Below are 23,967 nucleotides of genomic sequence, written 5' to 3' on the forward strand. Positions count from 1 at the left end.
TTTTTTATTTCCCGTAATATTTCGATTACGGGAATTTTTGCCAAAACTATGCACTACGTTTTAATAACATCGATTTAATGTGTCCAATAGCTTTAGTTGGATTTAAACCTTTTGGACAAACACTGACACAATTCATAATGCTATGACAGCGAAATACACTAAAAGCATCATTCAAATTATCTAATCTGTTATCGGTTTCGGTATCCCGACTATCGATTAAAAAACGATAAGCAGCTAATAAACCGGCCGGACCAATGAATTTATCCGGATTCCACCAAAATGATGGGCATGAGGTTGAACAACAAGCACAAAGAATACACTCATATAAGCCATCCAATTTTTCTCGTTGTGCAGGAGTCTGTAAATACTCACGAGCTGGTGAATTCTTGCCATCATTGATAAGGTAAGGACGAATTTTTTCATATTGAGTATAAAATTGAGCCATATCAACAATTAAATCTCGAACAACCGGTAAGCCTGGCAATGGGCGCACAACAATCTTTTTTTTATCACGACACAAAGCTGACAATGGAGTAATACAGGCCAAGCCATTTTTACCATTCATATTTAATCCATCAGAACCACAAACGCCTTCACGACAAGAACGACGAAATGCTAAAGTAGGATCTTTTTCTTTTAGTTGGATTAAAGCATCCAGCAACATCATGTCACTCCCTTTAGCGATCTCCAAACTGTAGTCTTGCATACGTGGCATATTATCGACGTCTGGATTGTAACGATAAATGGAAAATTCAATTTTCATAATCTACTTTCTCCGCAACACTATTAACGCCACGCATTAATAAGTACGTATTTTAGGTGGGAAGGGATCACCTAACTCAGGTTGCATATTGACTGCTCGGCGAGTCATAGTTCCAGACTGTGGTAAATATAGCGTATGACATAACCAATTTGTATCATCACGATCAGGGTGGTCAAAACGACTATGTGCTCCCCGACTTTCAATACGAAAATTTGCCGCCTCTGCCGTTGCAAACGCTGTTTCTACCAAATTATCCAGCTCTAAACATTCAATGCGTTGGGTATTAAATTCGCGTGAAGTATCATCCAAACGGGCATTTTTCAGACGTTCACGAATTACCTTTAATTCTTCTAAGCCCTTAACCATCGCATCGCCTTCACGAAAAACGGAAAAATTATGTTGCATACAGGCTTGTAATGCTTTGCGAATTTCTACCGGATCTTCACCGCTTTGTGTATTATCCCAGCGATTTAAACGCGTTAAGGCCGCATCAATATCAGATTCACTGGCATCACGCATTGAGCCTTGTTCCAGTAAAGATTCTTTCAGATGTAAGCCAGCAGAACGTCCGAATACCACTAAATCAAGCAATGAATTTCCGCCCAAACGGTTTGCGCCATGAACGGAAACACAAGCTATTTCACCAACAGCAAATAATCCAGGGATCACAACATCTTCACCTTTTTCATTAATCATCAATGCCTGTCCGGTTACTTTAGTTGGGATCCCACCCATCATATAATGGCAAGTAGGGATAACAGGAATGGGTTCTTTAACCGGATCAACATGAGCAAAAGTCCTGGATAATTCAAGAATACCGGGTAATCGTGATTCCAACACTTCTTTACCTAAATGATCCAGTTTTAATTTAACATGTGGTCCCCAGCAGGGGTCATCACATCCCCTTTCTTCACGGATCTCTATCATAATTGAGCGAGCAACAACATCGCGGCCCGCCAAATCTTTTGCATTTGGCGCATAACGCTCCATAAAGCGCTCACCATCTTTATTAAGTAAATAGCCACCCTCTCCCCGACATCCCTCTGTCACTAATACACCCGCACCAGCAATTCCAGTTGGATGAAATTGCCACATTTCCATATCCTGCAATGGCACACCTGCCCTGACAGCCATGCCAACACCGTCACCGGTATTAATATGGGCATTAGTTGTTGACTGATAAATTCTTCCTGCTCCACCTGTCGCAAGAATAGTGGCTTTAGCTTTAAAGTAAACGACCTCACCGGATTCCATACATAATGCGGTACAACCGACAATGTCACCATCCTGATTTTTAACTAAGTCAAGTGAATACCATTCTGAGAAAATCGTGGTATGGTTTTTTAAATTCTGTTGATAAAGAGTATGCAAAAGGGCATGGCCAGTTCTATCTGCCGCCGCCGCGGTGCGAGCTGCTTGCTCACCACCAAAATTTTTTGACTGGCCACCAAATGGACGTTGATAAATACGACCGTCGTCTAAACGTGAAAATGGTAACCCCATATGCTCAAGTTCTAGTATGGCCTCAGGTCCGGTTTTGCACATGTATTCGATGGCATTTTGATCACCTATATAATCAGAGCCTTTAACGGTATCATACATATGCCATTGCCAATCATCTTCATGCGTATTACCTAATGCAACGGTGATCCCGCCCTGAGCAGATACGGTGTGTGAACGTGTCGGGAAAACTTTAGAAATTAATGCACATGACAAACCTAACTGAGAAATTTGCAACGCAGCTCGCATCCCCGCACCACCAGCACCAATAACAACGGCATCAAACTCTCTTACTGGTAATTTCATTTACGCTCCCCACACTACTATTGTTCCATAAATTAAATAAGTCATTAATATAACAATAAAAAATAGTTGTAATAATAATCGCAAGGCAATTGACTTAACATAATCGGTTAATACTTGCCATAAACCTATCCAGGCATGTATTAATATGGAAATGAGCGTTAAAATAGTAAAAATTTTTGTTGTTGGAAAAGCAAAAAAAGTCTGCCAAACAGTATAATTTAAATCAGTTGTGACAATAAAACTAACAATATAAAACGTATAAAGGGCAATAATAATGGCAGACGCACGAAGTAGCAGCCAATCTTGTGTGCCAGTGCGGCCTAATGTTGATGCATTAACTACCATACAAAAACCCCCGCTAAGATCGACAAAATAGCGGTAATAATAAACGCAATTATCGCTGAAATACGTCCCACAGACAAACTCTCATCGATAAAACCAAAATCCATTAGCATATGACGAATGCCGCCACAAATATGATATATCAGTGCAGTCAATACACCCCAAATAATGAATTTTATAAAAAAGCTACCCATAATTTCAGCAGCATATTGAAAACCTTCCAGTGAAGAAAGCGATAATCCCAGCAGCCATAACAAAATACCGACCGCAATAAAGGTAATAACGCCAGAGACACGATGTAAAATCGAAGCTATTGCAGTAATCGGAAAATGAATTGTCTGCAATTGAAGATTGATAGATCTTTGTTTTTTCACAATTTATGCCCACACAGCTCTTTATTGTTTTCCTACCTCCGGACCTGGAGCAGAAATCAAACAGCGATCGTGATAACAAAGCACAACTCAGCTTATAAATTAATCCCTAACATATTTGCAAAAGTTGTTACTCATTAACGCTGGGTACCCCTACCACAAGGTAATCCGGAGACCTCATTTGCAGTATATGACCTTCACATGCCCATTACAATTACAACACATTATGTTTGGAGAGATTTAGCTTGAACAGTGAGTGTGATCACGATTTAAACATCGGTCATTAAATTAATAATGTAATTTGACAAGAAACAAACATTTATCTTACATATGATTAAGTTGAATTAATTAGTCATTATCTCCACACAAAAGAAGAAATTATGTAAAATAAAAATGCTAGATTGTTATCCATAAAAAACCTAATGTTATTGTTGGTATAATTTAAAATATATAAAGAACAGAATAGATTATGAATTGTTAATAAAAAATTTTATTAAATAAAAACTTCGTTAAAAAACATGATTCAAGCCTTTTAATAAATGAAATATCATGCAATTTCTAAGCGTTTTATCATGCTTTCATGGTTGTCGGAAATTGCGTTTTAGCGCTAAGGAGACCCGTAATGGCAGGCAAAGAAAAAAAGATTATAGAATTAGTCGATAAAGATGCAGAAAAAATTGAGCTTGAAGCACTAAACCCTACACTTGGGATCGATGTAATTGATGTCCGAGGATTAGGCTCCAAAGGTTACTTTACCTATGATCCTGGCTTTACCTCGACCGCATCCTGCGAGTCTAAAATTACCTATATAGATGGAGATAAAGGTATTCTTTTGCACCGCGGATATCCTATTGATCAATTGGCTACCAATTCTACTTATTTAGAAGTTTGTTATATACTACTCTACGGTGAAAAACCTTCACAAAACGACTATGACAGCTTTAAAAAAATTGTCACCGAACATACAATGATCCACGATCAAATTACTCGGCTTTTGCAAGGTTTCCGTCGTGATTCTCATCCAATGGCAATCCTTTGTGGTGTAACCGGCGCACTAGCGGCTTTCTATCACGACTCATTGGATGTTAATAATCCGCGTCATCGTGAAATAGCGGCATTTAGATTACTATCAAAAATGCCTACCGTTGCAGCAATGTGTTATAAATACTCTATTGGTCAACCTTTTATTTACCCACAAAATTCCCTCTCTTATTCTGCGAATTTCCTTCATATGATGTTTGCTACACCTTGTGAAAAATATCAGGTTAATCCAATCATAGAACGGGCCATGGATCGAATTTTTATTCTGCATGCTGATCATGAACAAAATGCATCAACTTCAACAGTAAGAACTGCTGGCTCTTCTGGCGCTAATCCATTTGCTTGTATTGCTGCGGGAATCGCCTCTCTTTGGGGGCCGGCTCACGGTGGTGCCAATGAAGCCTGTTTACGCATGCTAGAAGAGATTCAAACTGTCGAAAATATTCCTAAATTTATCAAACGGGCAAAAGACAAAGATGATCCCTTCCGTTTAATGGGGTTTGGCCATCGGGTTTATAAAAATTATGATCCCCGCGCAACTGTTATGAAACAGACCTGCGATGAAGTACTTAAAGAACTTAAATTAAATGATAATATATTAGAAGTCGCCAAGCAGTTAGAACATATAGCCCTAAATGACCCCTATTTTATTGAGAAAAAACTTTATCCCAATGTGGATTTCTATTCTGGCATCATTTCAAAAGCAATAGGGATCCCAACAACCATGTTTACGGTTATTTTTGCTATTGCTCGTACAATTGGTTGGATTGCTCACTGGAACGAAATGCATGATGAAGAATTAAAAATAGCACGTCCCCGTCAATTATATACCGGCTATAAACAAAGAGATTTTCATAGCGATTTAACCAAAAAATAGTTAATTGTTATTGATAAATAAACTGTGTCTTACTATTTTATTTTGCATAAACAATCATCATATAGAATACAAGACACAGTTTAGTGATAACCCTTTGTTTTAATACTTTTTAGCTGGCTTGGTGTTTATCTTTACAAAAATTAGGCAGGATTAGGTATATCGATAAAAGTCACCTCAAATCCATAATCTTTTTGCAGCCATTCACCTAACATTTTAACGCCAAATCGCTCCGTTGCATGATGACCTGCGGCATAAAAATGGATCCCCATTTCTCTGGCAATATGGATCGTTTGCTCAGAAACTTCACCAGTCACAAAAGCATCAACACCTACCTCGGCTGCTTGTTGAATAAAATTTTGTCCACCCCCTGTACACCAGGCAATGGTACTGATCTCTTTTGGGCCATTATCACCACAATACAAGGGTTGTCGAGCTAACTTATTCGTTAAACGCGACATTAAATCATCAGCCGTTATCGGTTGAGTAAAACTACCCATTGGCAATAAAGGCGAAATAAGCTTTTCAAACCGAACCCCCATGATATTCCCCAACTGCGCGTTATTACCCGAAATGGGATGGGCATCAAGGGGCAAATGATAACCATAAAGGTTAATATCATTACAAAGCAATGTTTTTAATCGATTACGCTTCATATTAAGAATAACGGCGGCTTCATTTTTCCAAAAATAACCATGATGAACAATAATCGCATCTGCAGCTAATTTTACTGCTTCATCAAGTAACGCTTGCGATGCAGTCACACCAGTCACGATTTTTTTTACCTCTGAGCGCCCTTCCACCTGAAGCCCATTGGGCGCATAGTCTTGATATTCATAAATATTCAAGTGCGTATTGATTAGTTGTTCTAATTCAATATTATGCATTACTTACCTATCCTATTTGTAAAACTGATTTATTTTATTAAATCACGAGTTTCGCACAGGCATATAAAATTCCAGAAATGGCTTAAAAGCAATGGTTAATTTGCAAGTTACTAAAACGTATAAATTTGTTTAAATTACAATAAGTTGCTTTTAATTCATAAGATTTTGTCTATTTATATATTATGCTGAATTAAACTTAAAAATAGAGCGTTTTTTTATTGGTGCGAAACTCGTGTTAGATTGAGGCTTCTTTATAAGAAAATATCAATTAATTGACTTTACGAAAAATAATCGAACCATTTGTACCGCCAAAACCAAAAGAATTGCATAATGCATACTGCATATCTTCAACTTTACGTTTCTTATCCGGTATAAAATCTAGCCGTCCTGTCTTCACTAATTCGTCTAATTCACTATCGAGATTTTCAAGGTTAATTGTTGGAGGAATAAGTTGATCTCTTAACGACAAAATCGTAAAAATAGATTCAATTGCACCTGCTGCACCTAATAAATGACCGGTCATCGATTTAGTCGAGCTAACCAATATTTTACTCTGCTCTGGGTAAATTGATGCAACTGCTCGCGCCTCAGCAATATCTCCTGCCGGTGTTGATGTACCATGAGCATTAATGTAACCTATTTTTTCTGCGTTTATACCTGCATCGTGTAACGCATTTGTCATGGCCAGTGCCGCACCTTCACCATTCTCTGGTGGTGACGTCATATGATAGGCATCACTACTCATACCGAAACCCGCAAATTCAGCATAGATTTTAGCGCCTCGAGCTTTAGCATGTTCATACTCTTCCAGCACCAAAATACCCGCTCCATCGCCTAATACAAAACCATCTCGCTCCTGATCCCAAGGTCGGCTTGCTCGCTCAGGTTCGTCATTACGTTTTGATAAGGCTTTGAGGGAGCCAAATCCAGCAATACCTAAGGATGTACTTGCTTTTTCTGCGCCACCTGCCAGCATGATATCCGCGTCACCATAAGCAATAATCCGCGCTGCGTGACCAATGTTATGCACCCCAGAAGTACAAGCGGTAGCAATAGAGATAGTTGGGCCTTTAAAGCCATAAATAATACTTAAGTATCCAGCCACCATATTGATAATAGTTGAAGGAACAAAAAAAGGACTTACTTTACGCGGGCCATTAGTCAGTAAAACATCACAGTTTTCCTGGATTAGTCCTAATCCGCCAATACCAGAACCAATTGCTGCGCCAATACGATGCGCATTTTTTTCTGTGATTTCTATACCTGCATCTTCGATAGCTTGTTTACCAGCAGCAAGCCCATATTGAATAAAAAGATCCATCTTGCGCGCATCTTTAGCCGAAATACCATAATCGTCATGATTAAAATTTTTAACTAGACCGGCGAACTTGGTTGTATGGTTTTCAGTGTTAAAATGCTCGATAAGGCTGATGCCACTCTGTCTAGCACATACAGCATTCCAAGATGACTCAACTGTGTTGCCGACAGGAGATAACATGCCGAGTCCAGTCACAACTACTCGACGTTTAGACACGTATATCCTCCAGAAAAAGGAATAAGTTTCGGTGAAAATATAGGCGGTCGATCGACCGCCTGAATATGTGTATAAAAGCTCTATATAATTAAATTTACGGCTTATGAGCTATGGCTATTAATATAATCAATAGCTGCTTGCACTGTCGTGATTTTTTCCGCTTCTTCATCAGGAATTTCGGTATCAAACTCTTCTTCTAATGCCATGACTAGTTCAACAGTGTCAAGAGAATCCGCACCTAAATCCTCAACAAATGAAGAATTATTTGCAACTTCATCTTCTTTAACACCTAACTGTTCAGCAATTATTTTTTTAACACGCTTTTCAATATCATTGTCGTTGTCAACACGTTGGTCTTTAGTGCTCATACTATTTAAATTCCTATTAAAACTCGCTTTCACGATGGTTTTCGTAGTTTAGATACAGGAAAGGCACAACCCAATCCTGGCTATTCGAACCTGATTTCGCATTATTATATGCTATTTTAGCATTAACCATGCAAATGATTCATTGGTTTTTAAATCATACACATGCCACCATTGACATGTAATGTTTCACCCGTGATGTAAGCTGCTTCATCAGAAGCTAAAAATGCTACAGCACTGGCAATTTCTTTTGCATCACCGAGCCGCCCCACAGGAACATTAGCTAAAATGCCTGCTTGCTGTTCATCTGTCAATGCTCGAGTCATATCGGTTTCTATGAAACCAGGTGAAACAACATTCACCGTAATACCGCGGGTAGCTACTTCACGTGCTAATGATTTACTAAAAGCGATAACACCTGCTTTAGCCGCTGCATAATTTGCCTGCCCAACATTACCTAATGTGCCAATCACTGAGCCAACAGAAATAATGCGACCATAACGTTTTTTCATCATTGAACGCATTATAGCTTTGGATAGACTAAAGATAGAAGTTAAGTTTGTATCAATAACTCTGTCCCACTCTTCTTTTTTCATTCGCAGCAATAGATTATCATTGGTAATACCTGCATTATTAACTAAAATATCAATTTCACCAAATTCTGCACGAATTTTAGATAGAGTACTATCAATAGATTCAGTGTCTGTCACATTCAAGACATAACCTTTACCTTTATCACCAAGATAGCTACTAATCGCCTCGGCACCTTCTTTGCTTGTAGCAGTACCAACTACTTTCGCACCACGTTCAGCCAGCAGTTCAGCTATTGATCGCCCGATACCACGACTTGCCCCAGTTACCAAGGCTATTTTTCCATCAAAACTCATGTTTTCCTCAATTATTTATCAACGCAGCGTTTAATGATGCCGTATCATTAATCGCTACCAAATTAATCGTACTCACAATGCGCTTAGTTAAACCAGTCAATACTTTACCTGGCCCTATTTCTAATAATTGCACGATCCCTTGCTCAGCCATGAATTCGATGGTTTCAACCCAGCGTACAGGATTATACAGCTGCCTGACTAAAGCCTGTCGAATACCCTCTACCGAATTTTCGATTTTAACATCGACATTATTTACAACAGCGATATTAGGCTTATTAAATACAACTTCTTCTAATGCTTGCGCTAATTTTTTTGCAGCAGGCTGCATCAATGCACAATGTGAAGGTACACTGACAGCCAACGGTAAAGTACGTTTTGCACCAGCAGCTTTACATAAGGCTGCCGCTCTCTCAACAGCACTTTTTTCACCGGCAATAACAACCTGACCTGGCGAATTAAAATTAACTGCAGAAACCACTTGGCCTTGTTCAGCTTGCTGACACGATGCTAATACTGATTCATTATCCAAACCAATAATTGCATACATAGCCCCCATCCCTGCCGGCACAGACTCTTGCATCAATTGCCCGCGTAGTTCTACCAATTTGACAGCGGATTTAAAATCGATGACATCGGCACAGACCAATGCAGAATATTCACCTAAACTATGGCCTGCCATTAGTGTAGGCATTTTGCCTTTTTTTTCCTGCCATACTCGAAAAATTGCCACAGATGCGGATAAAAGTGCTGGCTGTGTTTTCCAAGTTTTATTTAATTCTTCTTTTGAGCCACTTTGGACCAAATCCCATAAATCATATCCTAAGACATTAGAAGACTCAGCAAACGTTTCCTCTACTACTGCAAACTCTCTTGCTAGATCAGCTAACATGCCCTGAGATTGAGAACCTTGGCCAGGAAAGATCATTGCAAAATTAGACATTTTTATTTTCCTGTATAATTTAAAAACGGATCAGCGCTGAGCCCCAAGTAAAACCACCACCAAATGCTTCAAGCAATATCATTTGCCCTCGCTGTATGCGGCCATCTCTGACTGCTTCATCAAACGCTGTTGGTACTGATGCTGCTGAAGTATTACCGTGTCTATCCAGCGTAATAACGACTTTATCCATTGGCATAGCCAGCTTTTTTGCTGTTGCTTGAATAATCCGTAAATTAGCTTGATGCGGGACTAACCAATCCAATTTTGATTTATCTAGTACATTTTTTTCTAATGTTTCACCCACAACATTAGCTAATTCACTCACCGCGATCTTAAAAACCTCATTACCCGCCATTGTGACATAAGTTGGCTCTGAGCATTTACTATGTTCTTGATGGCGTAAAGTTAACCAATCACCATAATTACCATCGGCATGTAAATGGGTCGACAAAATTCCTGGCTCTGGTGAACCGCCGACAACGATTGCACCTGCTGCATCACCAAATAAAATAAGTGTACTACGATCATTCGGATCTAATACTCTAGATAATACATCAGAACCAATAACTAATGCCTTCTTCGCCATCCCTGTTCTAATAAACTGATCACTAATACTCAGTGCATAAGTGAAGCCAGCACATGCAGCAGCAACATCAAATGCGGCACAGTTTTTAATGCCTAATATTTGTTGGATTTGGCATGCCGCACTTGGAAAAGCATGGGTCGAAGAAGTCGTTGCTACAATGATTAAATCAATCTCATTAGCTGTGATGCCAGCCATTTCTAACGCTTTTTGCGCAGCATTAGCACCCATTGTAGATACATTATCTTCTTCTGTTGCGATGCGGCGTTCTTTAATTCCTGTTCGGGTAGTTATCCATTCATCAGAAGTATCTACCATTTTTTCTAAATCAGCATTCGTACGAATCTGTACAGGCAAATAGCTGCCAGTACCTAAGATTTTTGTATACATTTTGCTTTAATCACTCTTGGGTAGTAAGATATTCAAGCGAGTCGCAATTCTATCAGGAATTTGCTTTTCTACCGCTTGAATCGCCTGTTCAATTGCAGCTTTAAATGCTTTTTGGTTTGCCGCTCCATGACTTTTAATTACAATACCGTGTAATCCTAAAAGTGAAGCGCCATTATATTGATCAGGATCCAGGTGCCCAAAACGTTTTGAGATACGTTTCTGCAACCACGGTTTAATCAACTTCATCAGCCACGATGAGATCTTATTTTCTGTAGTTGAAGATTTTACTAAAGATAAAATAACGCGTATTACGCCTTCCATTGTTTTCAACGTTACATTACCTGCGAAGCCGTCACAAACGAATACATCAGCTTTACCCGTCAATAACTCATTACCTTCTAGATAACCAATATAATTAATAGAAGGTGTTGCTTTTAATATTGAGGCGGCTTCGCGGATATTATCTAAACCCTTATTTTCTTCTTCACCAATATTTAATAATGCTATTCGTGGATTGCTTATATTAGCAACCTCTTCGGCCATTACTGCTCCCATCACGGCAAATTGTACTAACATTTGACTATCGCAGTTAACATTAGCGCCCAAATCAAGTACAACGGTTTTACCATGTTCTTGATTTGGCAAAATCGTTGTCAACGCTGGCCTTTCAATACCATTTATTGTTTTCAATATGAGTTTTGCTAACCCCATAAGTACACCAGTATTTCCAGCACTAATACACGCTTGCGCCTGACCAGACTTCACTAATTCTAGAGAAATCCGCATTGACGAGCCTTTACTTTGCCTGATTGCTTGTAATGGCTTAATATCATTAGCAATAGCATATTCAGCAGGAATAATTTGCAAACGATCACGCAGCTCAGCACGCTGATCTGCAAGCAATGGGTTTAAAATTTCGGGAATACCGACCAGTAATAATCTTAACTGTGGGTTAGAAACGAGTGCCTGCAATGCAGCAGGCACAATAATGCGAGGACCATTATCCCCACACATCGCATCTAATGCTAAGGTTAAATTAGCCAAGGCATTAATCGTTTAATAATTAACACAACAACTATTTATTAATAACCTTGCGACCACGGTAATAGCCATCAGCAGTCACATGATGACGCAAATGGGTTTCACCAGAAGTTTTATCTACCGACACTTCGGCAGTTGTCAATGCATCATGTGAGCGACGCATACCACGTTTAGAACGAGTGGGTTTATTTTGTTGTACGGCCATTGACCTTACTCCTTATAGTACTTTATAGTACTTTTTTTAAACTAGCTAATACGGCAAAGGGATTTGGCTTTTCTGCCTCGTTAGGCAACTCACCAAAAACCATATCCGGGTCGGACACTTCACAGCGTTCAGAGTTATGAACAGGGATCCACCGGCAAAGAGAGGATTATTTCATCTTCTATCATTGCTAGCAAATCTATTTCACCAAATTGATCAATAATGATTGGCTCATACTCTTCAGGTAATAACGCAATTCTCTCATCATCAATGACAGGACTAAAACAATAACACGAGTTTCGCACAGGCATATAAAATTCCAGAAATGGCTTAAAAGCAATGGTTAATTTGCAAGTTACTAAAACGTATAAATTTGTTTAAATTACAATAAGTTGCTTTTAATTTATAAGATTTTGTCTATTTATATATTATGCTGAATTAAACTTAAAAATAGAGCGTTTTTTTATTGGTGCGAAACTCGTGCAATAAGTTACATGAATATTGTGGTTAAAATTTTTACCACAACGTTCACATTTTAACGTGACATCAACATCAGAATCGCCTTTTATGACAACTAAATGTTGCAAACGATAGCTCACTAGTTACATCGCTATCTAACTTACTACTGATTCTACGACACGCAAAACCTGTTTAGGTGAATAATATCCTAAATAATCCAATTTTTTTGTGCTGCGCGATGCGCATCAATCGTTAAGGGTAATTTTACCTTTTGTATAAGGCGCGCATATTATCTTTGTAATGAGACATAGTCAAAGGAAAAGGCTGCTTTTGCTTATTTTTCCACCAAATATTCGCTATTTAAGCTCTATTTAGTTTAAAATGTCTCACCTCATTTGGCTATGGATTTTAGATATTTTATGAAATCAATTGTATTGGCGTCAATGTCATCTTCACGCTATCAGCTACTACAAAAGTTAGGCTTACCTTTTATTGCCGATGCGCCTAATATAGATGAAACCCCATTAATCAATGAATCGGCTACTTTTCTCGTCACTCGCTTAGCCATTGAAAAAGCAAAATCATTAGTAACTAAATATCCTACACATTTAATAATAGGTGCAGATCAAGTCTGTATCCTGGAAAATCAAATAATAGGAAAACCACTAACTCATAGCAAAGCAACCAAGCAACTGAAGCAAGCCTCCGGCAAAAAAATTATCTTTTATACCGGACTCTGTTTATTTGATAGTGAAACCAGAAAATACAATGCTAGATGTGAACTTTTCACTGTTTATTTTCGCCATTTAACAGATACAGAAATTGAAAACTATCTAACAAAAGAACAGCCTTATCAATGCGCAGGGGCTTTTATGTCAGAAGGGTTAGGCATCACATTATTTGAAAAAGTTGTTGGACGGGATCCTAATACTTTAATCGGCTTACCTTTAATTAATTTAATTAATATGTTACGTGCTCACGGCATCAACCCTCTCAATTAACTATCTTACAACATACAAAAGCAAACCAGTTTATAATGCAAGCTGGTTTGCTAATTTGATTAGCGATGCATTATTGCTTACGTAATATTGCCAAACAGCTTTTAAGTTGTTGATCTAAAGGGGCGTTGAAAGTTAATTTTTCCCCACTGGCCGGATGGATAAACATTAATGAACTAGCATGTAAAAAAAGTCGTTTCAAACCGGTAATCGTTAACTGTTGATCAAAATCGCGATCACCATAACGGTTATCAAATGCTATAGGATGCTTTGCATATTGTGCATGTACTCTGATCTGATGTGTTCGCCCTGTTATTGGACTGGTTTTGACTAACGTAGCATTAGAAAAACGCTCTTTAATTTTAAAATGGGTTTCTGAATATTTACCATCGGCGCTGACTTTCACTATCCGTTCGCCACTTTGTAAAATATTTTTTAATAAAAGTGCCTGAATAACTTTAATATGCGACGGCCATTGCCCTTTCACTAACGCAACATACTGTTTTTGCATTTGTTTCAGACGTAACTGTTGGTGTAATAGCCTAAGAGCCGAACGTTTTTTCGCTATCAGTAAAACACCCGATGTTTCACGATCTAACCTATGGACAAGTTCCAAAAAACGTGCTTCAAGACGTAATGCGCGTAAAGCTTCAATAACACCAAAATTTACCCCACTGCCACCATGAACAGCCATACCGGAAGGTTTATTCAAAACCAGCAGATGCTCATCTTCGTAAAGTATATAATCAGTGAGTGCGGCTACCTTATCCAATTTAGCCGAAATAACATTCTGTTGTTTTTCTGCCAGCCGAACGGGTGGGATCCTGATTAAATCGCCTGCTTGAATTTTATATTCAGGTTTGATTCTACCGCTATTTATTCTTACTTCACCCTTGCGAATAATTCGGTAAATCATACTCTTAGGAACACCTTTTAAACGTGTCAATAAAAAATTATCAATACGTTGGCCTGCTTCATCGTTATCGATAATAACAAATTGGACCTGATTCTGTATTTTCATTATCTAATTATAACATTTTGTTAACATTTGAACTTGTTAAATATTGCGACCGAATATTATGATACCTTGTTTTAGCCTTTTTTTCTTAAACTTTGTCAATTCCGTTGTCAAATGCATTTTTTTCACATTTTTCCCTATAAAAACGCAATAAACAGCAAAAGTTATCTTGATATCTACCCATAAGCAATGGAATAATGTACAGTTGCCATAATGTTTATTAAAACAAGCGTTGGCGTAATTTGAGATCGATCTATTTTGATAACACATAAACGCAGCAATGGTGTAAGACGGTGTGTAAAATCAAAAAAATAAATTATTGAATTGTGAACAAAGGTTTACTGGATTAGCTAAACTGTACATTGAACGGATAAATTCAGCAACAGTACTAATTTAAGAATGCAGCATTTTATTTAAACGTAGCTTCACCGAAAAATTGCGTTTCAATACAACCGACAACCGCGAGGTTGACGATTTTGTAAAAGTCACGAAACCATCGGTCAACAGTAACCATTTTTAGTCGCAACTTTTTTGACTTAGTAGAATAATGAGTATTTATAATGAAAAGAATGTTAATTAACGCAACTCAACAAGAAGAGTTGCGCGTTGCTCTTGTTGATGGGCAACGCCTTTATGACTTAGATATTGAAAATCCCGGACACGAACAAAAAAAAGCAAATATTTACAAAGGCAAAATTACCCGTATAGAACCTAGTCTGGAAGCAGCATTTGTTGACTATGGATCAGAAAGGCACGGCTTTCTCCCGATTAAAGAAATTGCACGTGAATACTTCCCTAGCCATTATCAACCCCACGGTCGCCCAAACGTAAAGGATGTTTTAAAAGAAGGCCAGGAAGTTATTATCCAAGTTGATAAAGAAGAGCGAGGAAATAAAGGGGCGGCGCTAACGACTTTTATTAGTTTAGCTGGTAGCTATCTTGTTTTAATGCCAAATAACCCTCGCGCAGGTGGAATATCACGACGTATTGAGGGTGAAGATCGCACAGAACTGAAAGAGGCATTATCCTCATTAGAAATACCCGATGGTATGGGATTAATTGTCCGTACTGCTGGTGTAGGTAAATCAGCGGAAGCGCTACAGCAAGATCTACAATATCGTCTTAAACACTGGCAAGCCATAAAAAAAGCAGCGGAAAACCGATCAGCGCCTTTCCTTATTCATCAAGAAAGTAACGTCATTGTGCGGGCGTTTCGTGATTACCTGCGCCCTGATATTGGTGAAATCCTGATTGATAATGCGAAAATTGTCGAAATGGCTCGTCATCATATTGAAGCGATTGGTCGTGGTGATTTTGCAAGTAAAATCAAATATTACAGTGGAGATGTTCCACTCTTTAGCCACTATCAAATCGAATCACAGATCGAGTCGGCTTTTCAACGTGAGGTTCGTTTACCGTCGGGTGGTGCATTGGTTATCGATACCACTGAGGCATTAACTGCTATCGATATCAATTCATCACGTTCAACCCGTGGTGGCGATATTGAAGAAACCGCATTCAACACCAATTTAGAAGCTGCTGATGAAATTGCCCGTCAATTACGGTTACGGGATTTAGGTGGACTGATTGTTATCGATTTTATTGATATGACACCCGTCCGCCATCAGCGTGAAGTTGAAAATCGTCTGCATGAAACCGTACGCCAAGACAGAGCACGTATCCAAATCGCTCGGATATCACGATTTGGTCTACTTGAAATGTCACGCCAACGTTTAAGTCCGTCACTTGGTGAATCCAGCCATCACGTTTGCCCTCGTTGTAGCGGCACAGGAACAATCCGTGATAATGAATCACTTTCACTCTCTATTTTACGTTTGATCGAAGAAGAAGCATTAAAAGAAAATACCCATGAAGTACATGCTATTGTACCGGTACCAATTGCTTCTTATCTATTGAATGAAAAACGCCAGTCTGTCAATGAAATTGAACGTCGGCAACACAATATACGTGTCATTATTGTTCCTAACGATCAGATGCAATCACCGCATTTTAATGTGATCCGCATTCGTAAGGGTGAAGAAGTTTCAGCATTAAGTTACTATCTCGCGCAATATCACGAAGCTGAAACCAATAATCTAATAGATGATGCTGCCAGTGAGAAAAAGTTACCTGAACAACCGGCTATTTCTACTTTTGCTCTACAATCTCAAGCAGATACAAAAAATGCAGGGGTTGCTAAGAGCAAATCAAGTAAACAGAGTAAATTAACCAACAAGCAAACTTCGACAAGTATGTTTAATAGAATTACCTCATTCTTGAAAAAATTATTTACCGAATCACCGCAACCAATTGAAAAAGCAAAAAAAAAATCGAAAAGTGGTAATGATAAGCGACGTAATAGTGAGCGGCGTAATAATCGTCGGCCAACTCAACGCCGTGAACAGAATGACAATATCGATAACCGTCAAAATCGTGGACATACCGATGAGCCACAATCGCGTAAGAGCCGTAATCAGAAAAATCATTTTAATGATACTCAAGAGAGCGCAGCACGTGAAACTCAACAGCAGCGTCGCGAACAGCGAGCTGAACGTCGTCGTCAGGAAGAAAAACGCCTGCTGCAACTTGAAATTACAACACAACCACTTGACAAGAAAGAGGCTGAAACGGAAAGAACGGTCGTTACCTCTCCTCGCCGTCAACAGCGTCAACTAGTTCAATCTATACGGGTTGCAAATAGTGCGACTGAGCAGCAAAAACTATCTATTGATAAAGAATATCAGGATATTCAGTTGCCTATTGCCAATAGCGCAGATGATGAGCCTGGTTTGTTAACTGCCAAACCAATTCTGCCAGCGGAGCAAAAAACCTATATGCCGCATGTCACCGAACAGGTTGAATCTCAAGAAGCAGCTACCAATTATGCTAATGAACGACAAGAAACGATCATTCCGCGGCGATCAAGACGATCGCCTCGCCACCTACGCGTTAGCGGGCAACGCCGTCGTCGTTATCGTGATGAAAATCAAAGCAAATCATTAGTACCATTAAAAATGGCCGTTGCTTCGCCTGAATTATCTTCAGGTAAAGTCTGGATCCAATACCCGATTAAGTTAAATGAATTGAACGAAATGTCATCAAATAGTAAAAATATGATGACATTTAATGAAAAAACAGCATCTTCTGCCAATCCAATTAACTGTAATGACATCATTGATAAAGTTGAAGCAGAAGAAAAAACAGTGCCAATTAGTGAAGCGGCTCAATCAACGATGGAAAAAAGCTTACTGCCCTCTGCCGAAGTATTGCTTATTCCCATAAAGACTCAAGGTACTGAACAAAACGAAAAAGCTTGTCAACCACTTATTGAAGCCAAAGTAATGCCTGAAAACAACACTAATGTGGTTGTAGAAACGCTAGTAGATAGTGGGGCAACCGATCAGCTACAAAATGGGCAATCGGTTAATTATGAACTTTTCATAGCCAATGAGATTAAAAAGGATGAATATTCAGTCGATGAAATCAATCAGGAAAAAACAACAGACTCATCGGATGAAAATTATAGCCATGTTCAGCCAAATATATCTTCTGTGACCGATGTCATTGCAAAAAAGGCAAATCATCGAAAAGAAGAAACTGCTGCGATAAAATTAGTAAAAAAAATAGGCTATTCCCATGCGCCGACCACAAAAGCACCGGCGCCAGAAATTATTGAAAGCGGTTTGGAAATTAAAGCTTACGTACGACCTGCGATAACTTTCCATGGTAAAAATGGTGCCGGTGGTCATGTTGCCACAAATATGGCCACATCCAATATGTTTAAACCCAAATAATAACCAATAAAAAATGCCCTAGTTTGGGCATTTTTTTATTCTGAATTTTAACTAAAACTCACTTATTCGCGTTTAATATCAGAGTACTTTTAGTAAAATATGTATTCTTTATTATTAAATCAGGAATAAATATGTCTCAATGGATTGTTTTTGGCGCAGGTAAAGGAATTGGTTATCATCTTGTATAATATGGTCTTCGGCAAGGTCATCAAGTCATCGCTTTTATTAGTAATGCAAAATATAAAACACGACTAACACAAATAGGCGCGCAAGTTATTGAAGGAGATGCTTGCCAATATAACGACATAAAAAATACATTGGCTGATATTTCTAATAACAGCATCATTATATTTAGTACTATAGGCGGTAAGAGCTCTGATCTAACTGGTAATCTTAATATTATTAAATCGGCCGAAACGTTAAATATTCGACGCTTATTATTGGTGACCTCTGTTGGGCTCCGGTGATGGTTGGAAATATCTCTCATCTAAAGCTATAGCTAGGCGACTTAATTTTGATTACAGCATATGTATTAAAAACAGGTCATCGATAGTGCATCCTGTTTCCATCTTTTTACGTTTAGCTTGAGACCATTTATGTTCTATAGGATTTAAATCTGGTGAATACACAGGCAAATATTCTATCTGGTGTCCTGCGTTTATAATTGCCTGTTCAATATTCTTACCTTTGTGAAAGCTAGCGTTGTCCATAAAAATAACAGAATTTTCAGGAAGTTCTGGGAGCAATATTTTTGTGATCCAAACATAAAAAACATCACGATTAATATTGCAATCAAATAATCCGATAGCAAAAAGGGTTGTTCCCAATAAAGCGCCAATAACATTTGTTCTTCCCTTAGCACCCCAGTTTTTCAGGCCAAAACAACGGTGACCTTTTGGGGAATAGCCGTGAGTTCGTGGAGTGTCATGTGAAAAACCACTTTCATCAATAAAAACAACAGATTTATCTTTTTTTTCATACTGTTGTCTTTTTTGCTGATGTGCCAGCCTGTCGCTTTCGTTGGTTTTTGGATGGAATAGAGTTTTTTTTATAGGTTAATCCCAGCTTTTTAAGGGATTGCCAAATAGTCTTTTTACAAACACCGAATCGCTCTGCCCGTTCCTTTTGGTAAGCATCTGGATACTGTTCCACATCTTTTGCTAAAGCATTTTTATCGAGCTTCCTCTTACGTGGCGTTGAATTTTTTGGCTCTGGTCGTTTAAGCCAACGTACTAAAGACGCTTTTCCAATACGGAATTGTTTCGCAGTTTCTCGAATTGTTAAACCTTCGGCTTTCCTTACAGATATTACTTTACGTCGAAAATCAATTGTATAACTCATAACACACCTTGTAATCAAAATTAAGTCGCCTAGCTATAAAACGCTATTTGGTCTGTCAATTCGCCATAAATCAATGGTTGAGTGCTACCTAAAAACCAGTTCATTATATTACACTATCCTTCGGTCTGGTGGACTGCTTAATTTACCTGCTACCGGCAATCACCAACGTATTCAACTCCCTCAACTAGGATTAGTTACTCGGCAAGATATTGCCATAGAGCTATCAAATATTGCTGAAAATAAGCTAACTTACCAACAAACCTATACGGTAATAGATCCAAATTTGGGTTTTAATATGAAATTAACTATTAATAAAATCCCTGTAATAAAAAAGTGTTACAGGGAATTCATAAGTCTAAGCAAATTCTATTAGCCGTTAGTATCAGACGTGGTTTTCAATTTTTGTGATAACTCCCTACGTTCTTTTGATAATTCTGCGTTCTTGATATTATAATCATCGATCCGATCTTCATAATCACTACGCATATTAGCAATTATTGCTCTGATCTCTTCAATGGTCATGCCTTCTTTAATATATTCACTTAAGTTGTCCAACAGCAAAACTCGTTTCTGATTATCACGAATTTTTTTTTCATTATCCGCTAATTCACGTTTGATCTTATTTTTACGACGAAACATACGTACAAACTCCAGTACATTTTGGAATGACTGCTTATTTTTACTTGTCATTTCTATACCTTTCAATAAAACATATGCATTATGAATAATAAACTACACGATACGGCGATTAACTTAATGACACAAGCCAATTTCTAAGATTTCTACTCTGTTTTATTATCTTTACGCTGATAATGACACTTTTGGTCTGTCTTTATTAATTTTGTGTTATTAATAACCTAAATTTAGTTAAACAAAAAATGATAAATAAGTGAAATTTTCAAAGTTAACACTAATACCATGATAATTCATTGCATAATAATGATATTCAGCTTAAGTATTCATTAACGGCGTATTATTGCGATTGCGGATAATTTAAAATACAAAATTCATTTCTGCTGGACTCATCAATGAGTCATTAAAAATAAGTTAACGCAGAGAGTAAAAAACATTCATTGTCAGATTAGAATATTTTAATATTATTAAACAACATATTGCGCTACATAAAATTGGGAAAATATTTTGGCCAATAAGCAAAAATCCTCATTTCTGTTTCACGATTATGAAACATTTGGGCAGCATCCTGCTCTCGATCGACCAGCACAATTTGCTAGCATCAGAACCGACTCAAATTTTAATATTATCGAAGAGCCACAAATTTTTTACTGTGCCCCTGCCGATGACTATCTCCCTCAACCTCAAGCCGTAATGATCACGGGTATTACGCCCCAATATGCAATAGCTCATGGCATAAATGAAGCTGAATTTGCTAGACGTATTCATGGAATATTTAGCGTAGCCAATAGTTGTATTGTCGGTTACAACAATATTCGATTTGATGATGAAGTCACTCGTCATATTTTCTACCGTAATTTTTATGATCCTTATGCTTATAGCTGGCAGCAAGGTAATTCACGTTGGGATTTACTTGATGTGTTACGCGCTTGCTATGCGTTACGACCTGATGGCATTAACTGGCCTAGCAATGATGAAGGACTACCTAGTTTCAAATTAGAACATCTGACCACTGCAAACGGTATCGAGCATGCAAATGCTCATGATGCAATGGCCGACGTTTTTGCTACTATCGAAATGGCAAAATTAATTAAGCAAGCACAGCCAAGGATGTTCGATTACTTCTTTCAATTAAGAAATAAAAATGAAATTCGCCAATTGATTGATATTATTGCCATAACCCCTTTAGTGCATGTTTCCGGCATGTTGGGCGCAATACGAGCCAATACCAGTCTAATTGCACCACTGGCCTGGCATCCCGAAAACCGTAATGCAATTATTGCCTGTGATCTTGCAGCAGATATTAGCCCACTGTTAACATTAGATAGTGATACTCTAAGGCAACGTTTATACACACCCAAAGCAGAGTTAGCCGGTGAATTAGCCATTCCTATTAAACTGATACATATTAATAAATGTCCAATCCTGGCACCGGCCAACACACTGCGAGCAGCAGATGCACAACGCATAACACTAGATCTCGATGTCTGTCTGAATAATTTAGCCATATTGCGACAACATAGTGAAGTGCGGGATAAAGTTATTCAACTTTTTACCGAACCGCAACCCTTTCCTGAAGCAACTGATGTAGATACTAAGCTTTATGCCGATTTTTTTGGTGATAATGATCGTTCAACAATGGCCATTATCCGTCAAACTTTACCGCAAAATTTACCCGCATTGGATCTCAAATTTGACGATCCGCGCATGAAGCAACTATTTTTTCGTTACCGTGCCAGGAACTATCCGGCCACACTGACAGAACAAGAACAGCTTGCCTGGTTACATCACCGACGCGATAGATTGACCAGCGAGAAAATAACCGAATATCTGCAAACTATCGAGCAATTATTTATTGAACATCAAGAAGATAAAAAGAAGTGCCTGCAACTAAAAGCACTGGTAGATTATGCCAATCAGATAGCCAGTTAATTTGGTTTCGCCATACTATATACAAAAACGGGTTAGCTAATATAACCTGAGTTCGGGATAAGAAATAAAGTGAAAGTCTTGCTATTCAAATAGTTGAATGCGCATATTTCGTTAAAATACTCTAACAATCTGGTTAAAGCGTAGAGCATTGTTAAACAATGATGAAAAATCTTACTGAACTTTATTGCCTGATGGATGATTTTTGTAAAGACTTCGAGCCAAAAATGCATGAAATTTTGCTGAATAACGGTAGTAAGCGTCGTAGACGGTCTACTCAGCTTTCATTGGCTGAAATGATGACACTGGTTGTTTTTTGTTTCATCAACTCCGATTCAGACAATTCAAGGTATTTTATCTCTATTATGTCCGTTTATATCTCAGGAAGGAATTTCCTAACTTGCCATCATATTCACGCTGCGTAGAGTTATAGCTAGGCGACTTAATTTTGATTACAAGGTGTGTTATGAGTTATACAATTGATTTTCGACGTAAAGTAATATCTGTAAGGAAAGCCGAAGGTTTAACAATTCGAGAAACTGCGAAACAATTCCGTATTGGAAAAGCGTCTTTAGTACGTTGGCTTAAACGACCAGAGCCAAAAAATTCAACGCCACGTAAGAGGAAGCTCGATAAAAATGCTTTAGCAAAAGATGTGGAACAGTATCCAGATGCTTACCAAAAGGAACGGGCAGAGCGATTCGGTGTTTGTAAAAAGACTATTTGGCAATCCCTTAAAAAGCTGGGATTAACCTATAAAAAAAACTCTATTCCATCCAAAAACCAACGAAAGCGACAGGCTGGCACATCAGCAAAAAAGACAACAGTATGAAAAAAAAGATAAATCTGTTGTTTTTATTGATGAAAGTGGTTTTTCACATGACACTCCACGAACTCACGGCTATTCCCCAAAAGGTCACCGTTGTTTTGGCCTGAAAAACTGGGGTGCTAAGGGAAGAACAAATGTTATTGGCGCTTTATTGGGAACAACCCTTTTTGCTATCGGATTATTTGATTGCAATATTAACCGTGATGTTTTTTATGTTTGGATCACAAAAATATTGCTCCCAGAACTTCCTGAAAATTCTGTTATTTTTATGGACAACGCTAGCTTTCACAAAGGTAAGAATATTGAACAGGCAATTATAAACGCAGGACACCAGATAGAATATTTGCCTGTGTATTCACCAGATTTAAATCCTATAGAACATAAATGGTCTCAAGCTAAACGTAAAAAGATGGAAACAGGATGCACTATCGATGACCTGTTTTTAATACATATGCTGTAATCAAAATTAAGTCGCCTAGCTATACTTCCGCGTAGTGCCTTAGCTTTAACGGCACTGTTTGAGTCAATTAAGGGAAAGTGCACGGGTCTGTCGGTTGCCGATTCTACTCCGATAGCTGTGTGTGATAACTTACGGATCCGCCGGCATAAAGTCTTCGATGGGATAGCTGAACGAGGAAAAACCTCAACAGGTTGGTTCTTTGGTTTCAAACTTCATGTAATTATCAATCACTTGGGGGAAATACTCAATTTTCGACTTACACCAGGAAACACAGATGATCGGAAACCATTACCTGAGCTGATAAAAGATCTTTCTGGTTGTTTGTATGCGGATAAAGGGTATTTATCGGCTTCACTGAAACAGCAACTGAAAACAATGGGAATTAACCTTATCACGAATTTCGCACAGGAATATAAAATTCCAGAAAAGGCTTAAAAGCAATGGTTAATTTGCAAGTTACTAAAACGTATAAATTTGTTT

Annotated in this window: 22 protein-coding genes and 5 pseudogenes; 9 read left to right on the forward strand and 18 right to left on the reverse strand. The window is 38.2% G+C overall.

The window, feature by feature from the left end; genetic code table 11:
- Window positions 1-46: 46 nt before the first annotated feature.
- The 4 genes from AYJ55_RS14350 to sdhC are packed head-to-tail and all read right to left on the reverse strand — an operon-like array spanning window position 47 to window position 3,288.
- Window positions 47-763, reverse strand: coding sequence for a succinate dehydrogenase iron-sulfur subunit (locus AYJ55_RS14350; RefSeq protein WP_063657038.1), 717 nt, complete (start codon window positions 761-763; stop codon window positions 47-49).
- A 36-nt stretch (window positions 764-799) separates the two neighbouring features.
- Window positions 800-2,569 carry a succinate dehydrogenase flavoprotein subunit gene (gene sdhA, locus AYJ55_RS14355; protein ID WP_063657039.1) on the reverse strand — a complete coding sequence of 590 codons (1,770 nt, stop codon included), beginning with the start codon at window positions 2,567-2,569 and terminating at the stop codon, window positions 800-802.
- The gene (gene sdhD, locus AYJ55_RS14360; RefSeq protein WP_063657040.1) at window positions 2,570-2,914 is read right to left on the reverse strand and encodes a succinate dehydrogenase, hydrophobic membrane anchor protein; all 345 of its coding nucleotides are present in this window, start codon (window positions 2,912-2,914) and stop codon (window positions 2,570-2,572) included.
- The gene (gene sdhC / locus AYJ55_RS14365) at window positions 2,908-3,288 is read right to left on the reverse strand and encodes a succinate dehydrogenase cytochrome b556 subunit (protein WP_162505597.1); all 381 of its coding nucleotides are present in this window, start codon (window positions 3,286-3,288) and stop codon (window positions 2,908-2,910) included. The genes sdhD and sdhC overlap by 7 nt, the downstream gene beginning before the upstream one ends.
- A 616-nt stretch (window positions 3,289-3,904) precedes the next feature.
- On the opposite strand from sdhC, the gene AYJ55_RS14370 reads away from it, so the two are divergent.
- Window positions 3,905-5,200, forward strand: a complete 1,296-nt coding sequence (locus AYJ55_RS14370; protein ID WP_063657042.1) for a citrate synthase — start codon at window positions 3,905-3,907, stop codon at window positions 5,198-5,200.
- Between the two features lie 140 nt (window positions 5,201-5,340).
- Here AYJ55_RS14370 and AYJ55_RS14375 read toward each other — a convergent pair whose 3' ends face one another.
- The 10 genes and pseudogenes from AYJ55_RS14375 to AYJ55_RS33300 form a co-directional block, all read right to left on the reverse strand.
- A complete protein-coding gene (locus tag AYJ55_RS14375; RefSeq protein WP_063657043.1) occupies window positions 5,341-6,084 on the reverse strand; it encodes a type 2 GTP cyclohydrolase I in 744 nt (247 codons plus the stop codon).
- 268 nt (window positions 6,085-6,352) lie between these two features.
- Window positions 6,353-7,618 carry a beta-ketoacyl-ACP synthase II gene (gene fabF / locus AYJ55_RS14380; protein ID WP_063657044.1) on the reverse strand — a complete coding sequence of 422 codons (1,266 nt, stop codon included), beginning with the start codon at window positions 7,616-7,618 and terminating at the stop codon, window positions 6,353-6,355.
- A 101-nt stretch (window positions 7,619-7,719) separates the two neighbouring features.
- Entirely contained in the window at window positions 7,720-7,986 is a 267-nt protein-coding gene (acpP, locus tag AYJ55_RS14385; RefSeq protein ID WP_063657045.1) for an acyl carrier protein, read from the reverse strand.
- Between the two features lie 149 nt (window positions 7,987-8,135).
- Window positions 8,136-8,870, reverse strand: coding sequence for a 3-oxoacyl-ACP reductase FabG (gene fabG / locus AYJ55_RS14390; RefSeq protein ID WP_063657046.1), 735 nt, complete (start codon window positions 8,868-8,870; stop codon window positions 8,136-8,138).
- A 7-nt stretch (window positions 8,871-8,877) separates the two neighbouring features.
- Complete coding sequence (fabD, locus tag AYJ55_RS14395) at window positions 8,878-9,810, reverse strand: ACP S-malonyltransferase (protein WP_063657047.1); 933 nt, start codon at window positions 9,808-9,810, stop codon at window positions 8,878-8,880.
- A 19-nt stretch (window positions 9,811-9,829) separates the two neighbouring features.
- The gene (locus tag AYJ55_RS14400; protein ID WP_063657048.1) at window positions 9,830-10,783 is read right to left on the reverse strand and encodes a beta-ketoacyl-ACP synthase III; all 954 of its coding nucleotides are present in this window, start codon (window positions 10,781-10,783) and stop codon (window positions 9,830-9,832) included.
- A gap of 6 nt (window positions 10,784-10,789) precedes the next feature.
- A complete protein-coding gene (gene plsX / locus AYJ55_RS14405) occupies window positions 10,790-11,827 on the reverse strand; it encodes a phosphate acyltransferase PlsX (protein ID WP_074168072.1) in 1,038 nt (345 codons plus the stop codon).
- Window positions 11,828-11,858: 31 nt separating this feature from the next.
- Window positions 11,859-12,029, reverse strand: coding sequence for a 50S ribosomal protein L32 (gene rpmF / locus AYJ55_RS14410; protein WP_026822220.1), 171 nt, complete (start codon window positions 12,027-12,029; stop codon window positions 11,859-11,861).
- 22 nt (window positions 12,030-12,051) lie between these two features.
- A pseudogene (locus AYJ55_RS29200) lies at window positions 12,052-12,391 on the reverse strand (YceD family protein); the annotation flags it as partial.
- A gap of 123 nt (window positions 12,392-12,514) precedes the next feature.
- Window positions 12,515-12,762: pseudogene (locus AYJ55_RS33300) on the reverse strand (DUF177 domain-containing protein); the annotation flags it as partial.
- A gap of 142 nt (window positions 12,763-12,904) precedes the next feature.
- Here AYJ55_RS33300 and AYJ55_RS14420 point away from each other — a divergent pair.
- The gene (locus AYJ55_RS14420) at window positions 12,905-13,486 is read left to right on the forward strand and encodes a Maf family protein (protein ID WP_063657049.1); all 582 of its coding nucleotides are present in this window, start codon (window positions 12,905-12,907) and stop codon (window positions 13,484-13,486) included.
- Window positions 13,487-13,556: 70 nt separating this feature from the next.
- Here AYJ55_RS14420 and rluC read toward each other — a convergent pair whose 3' ends face one another.
- Complete coding sequence (rluC, locus tag AYJ55_RS14425; RefSeq protein WP_063657050.1) at window positions 13,557-14,504, reverse strand: 23S rRNA pseudouridine(955/2504/2580) synthase RluC; 948 nt, start codon at window positions 14,502-14,504, stop codon at window positions 13,557-13,559.
- 557 nt (window positions 14,505-15,061) lie between these two features.
- On the opposite strand from rluC, the gene rne reads away from it, so the two are divergent.
- Together rne and AYJ55_RS36110 are read left to right on the forward strand one after the other, a co-directional pair.
- Window positions 15,062-18,295, forward strand: coding sequence for a ribonuclease E (gene rne / locus AYJ55_RS14430; protein ID WP_063657051.1), 3,234 nt, complete (start codon window positions 15,062-15,064; stop codon window positions 18,293-18,295).
- 209 nt (window positions 18,296-18,504) lie between these two features.
- Window positions 18,505-18,762: pseudogene (locus AYJ55_RS36110) on the forward strand (NAD(P)H-binding protein); the annotation flags it as partial.
- Between the two features lie 51 nt (window positions 18,763-18,813).
- Here AYJ55_RS36110 and AYJ55_RS14435 read toward each other — a convergent pair.
- The 3 genes from AYJ55_RS14435 to tmaR form a co-directional block, all read right to left on the reverse strand.
- Window positions 18,814-19,347: an IS630 family transposase gene (locus tag AYJ55_RS14435; RefSeq protein WP_162505291.1), complete on the reverse strand. Its 534-nt coding sequence runs from the start codon at window positions 19,345-19,347 to the stop codon at window positions 18,814-18,816.
- On the reverse strand, window positions 19,271-19,636 hold the full coding sequence (locus AYJ55_RS14440; RefSeq protein WP_063653415.1) for an IS630 transposase-related protein: 366 nt from the start codon (window positions 19,634-19,636) through the stop codon (window positions 19,271-19,273). The genes AYJ55_RS14435 and AYJ55_RS14440 overlap by 77 nt, the downstream gene beginning before the upstream one ends.
- Window positions 19,637-20,005: 369 nt before the next feature.
- Window positions 20,006-20,326, reverse strand: coding sequence for a PTS system regulator TmaR (tmaR, locus tag AYJ55_RS14450; protein ID WP_063657053.1), 321 nt, complete (start codon window positions 20,324-20,326; stop codon window positions 20,006-20,008).
- Between the two features lie 447 nt (window positions 20,327-20,773).
- Here tmaR and sbcB point away from each other — a divergent pair, with 447 nt between their 5' ends.
- The 5 genes and pseudogenes from sbcB to AYJ55_RS14470 form a co-directional block, all read left to right on the forward strand.
- Entirely contained in the window at window positions 20,774-22,201 is a 1,428-nt protein-coding gene (gene sbcB, locus AYJ55_RS14455) for an exodeoxyribonuclease I (protein ID WP_063657054.1), read from the forward strand.
- A gap of 161 nt (window positions 22,202-22,362) precedes the next feature.
- A pseudogene (locus AYJ55_RS33305) lies at window positions 22,363-22,628 on the forward strand (IS982 family transposase); the annotation flags it as partial.
- Window positions 22,629-22,664: 36 nt separating this feature from the next.
- Window positions 22,665-23,030 carry an IS630 transposase-related protein gene (locus tag AYJ55_RS14460; protein ID WP_063653415.1) on the forward strand — a complete coding sequence of 122 codons (366 nt, stop codon included), beginning with the start codon at window positions 22,665-22,667 and terminating at the stop codon, window positions 23,028-23,030.
- On the forward strand, window positions 22,999-23,487 hold the full coding sequence (locus tag AYJ55_RS14465; RefSeq protein WP_063653499.1) for an IS630 family transposase: 489 nt from the start codon (window positions 22,999-23,001) through the stop codon (window positions 23,485-23,487). Before AYJ55_RS14460 ends, AYJ55_RS14465 begins: the two co-directional genes overlap by 32 nt.
- Before the next feature lie 66 nt (window positions 23,488-23,553).
- Window positions 23,554-23,845: pseudogene (locus tag AYJ55_RS14470) on the forward strand (transposase); the annotation flags it as partial.
- Window positions 23,846-23,967 lie beyond the last annotated feature (122 nt).

It is taken from the genome of Candidatus Arsenophonus triatominarum (assembly GCF_001640365.1).
In the GTDB taxonomy this organism is placed as follows: Bacteria; Pseudomonadota; Gammaproteobacteria; order Enterobacterales; family Enterobacteriaceae; genus Arsenophonus; species Arsenophonus triatominarum.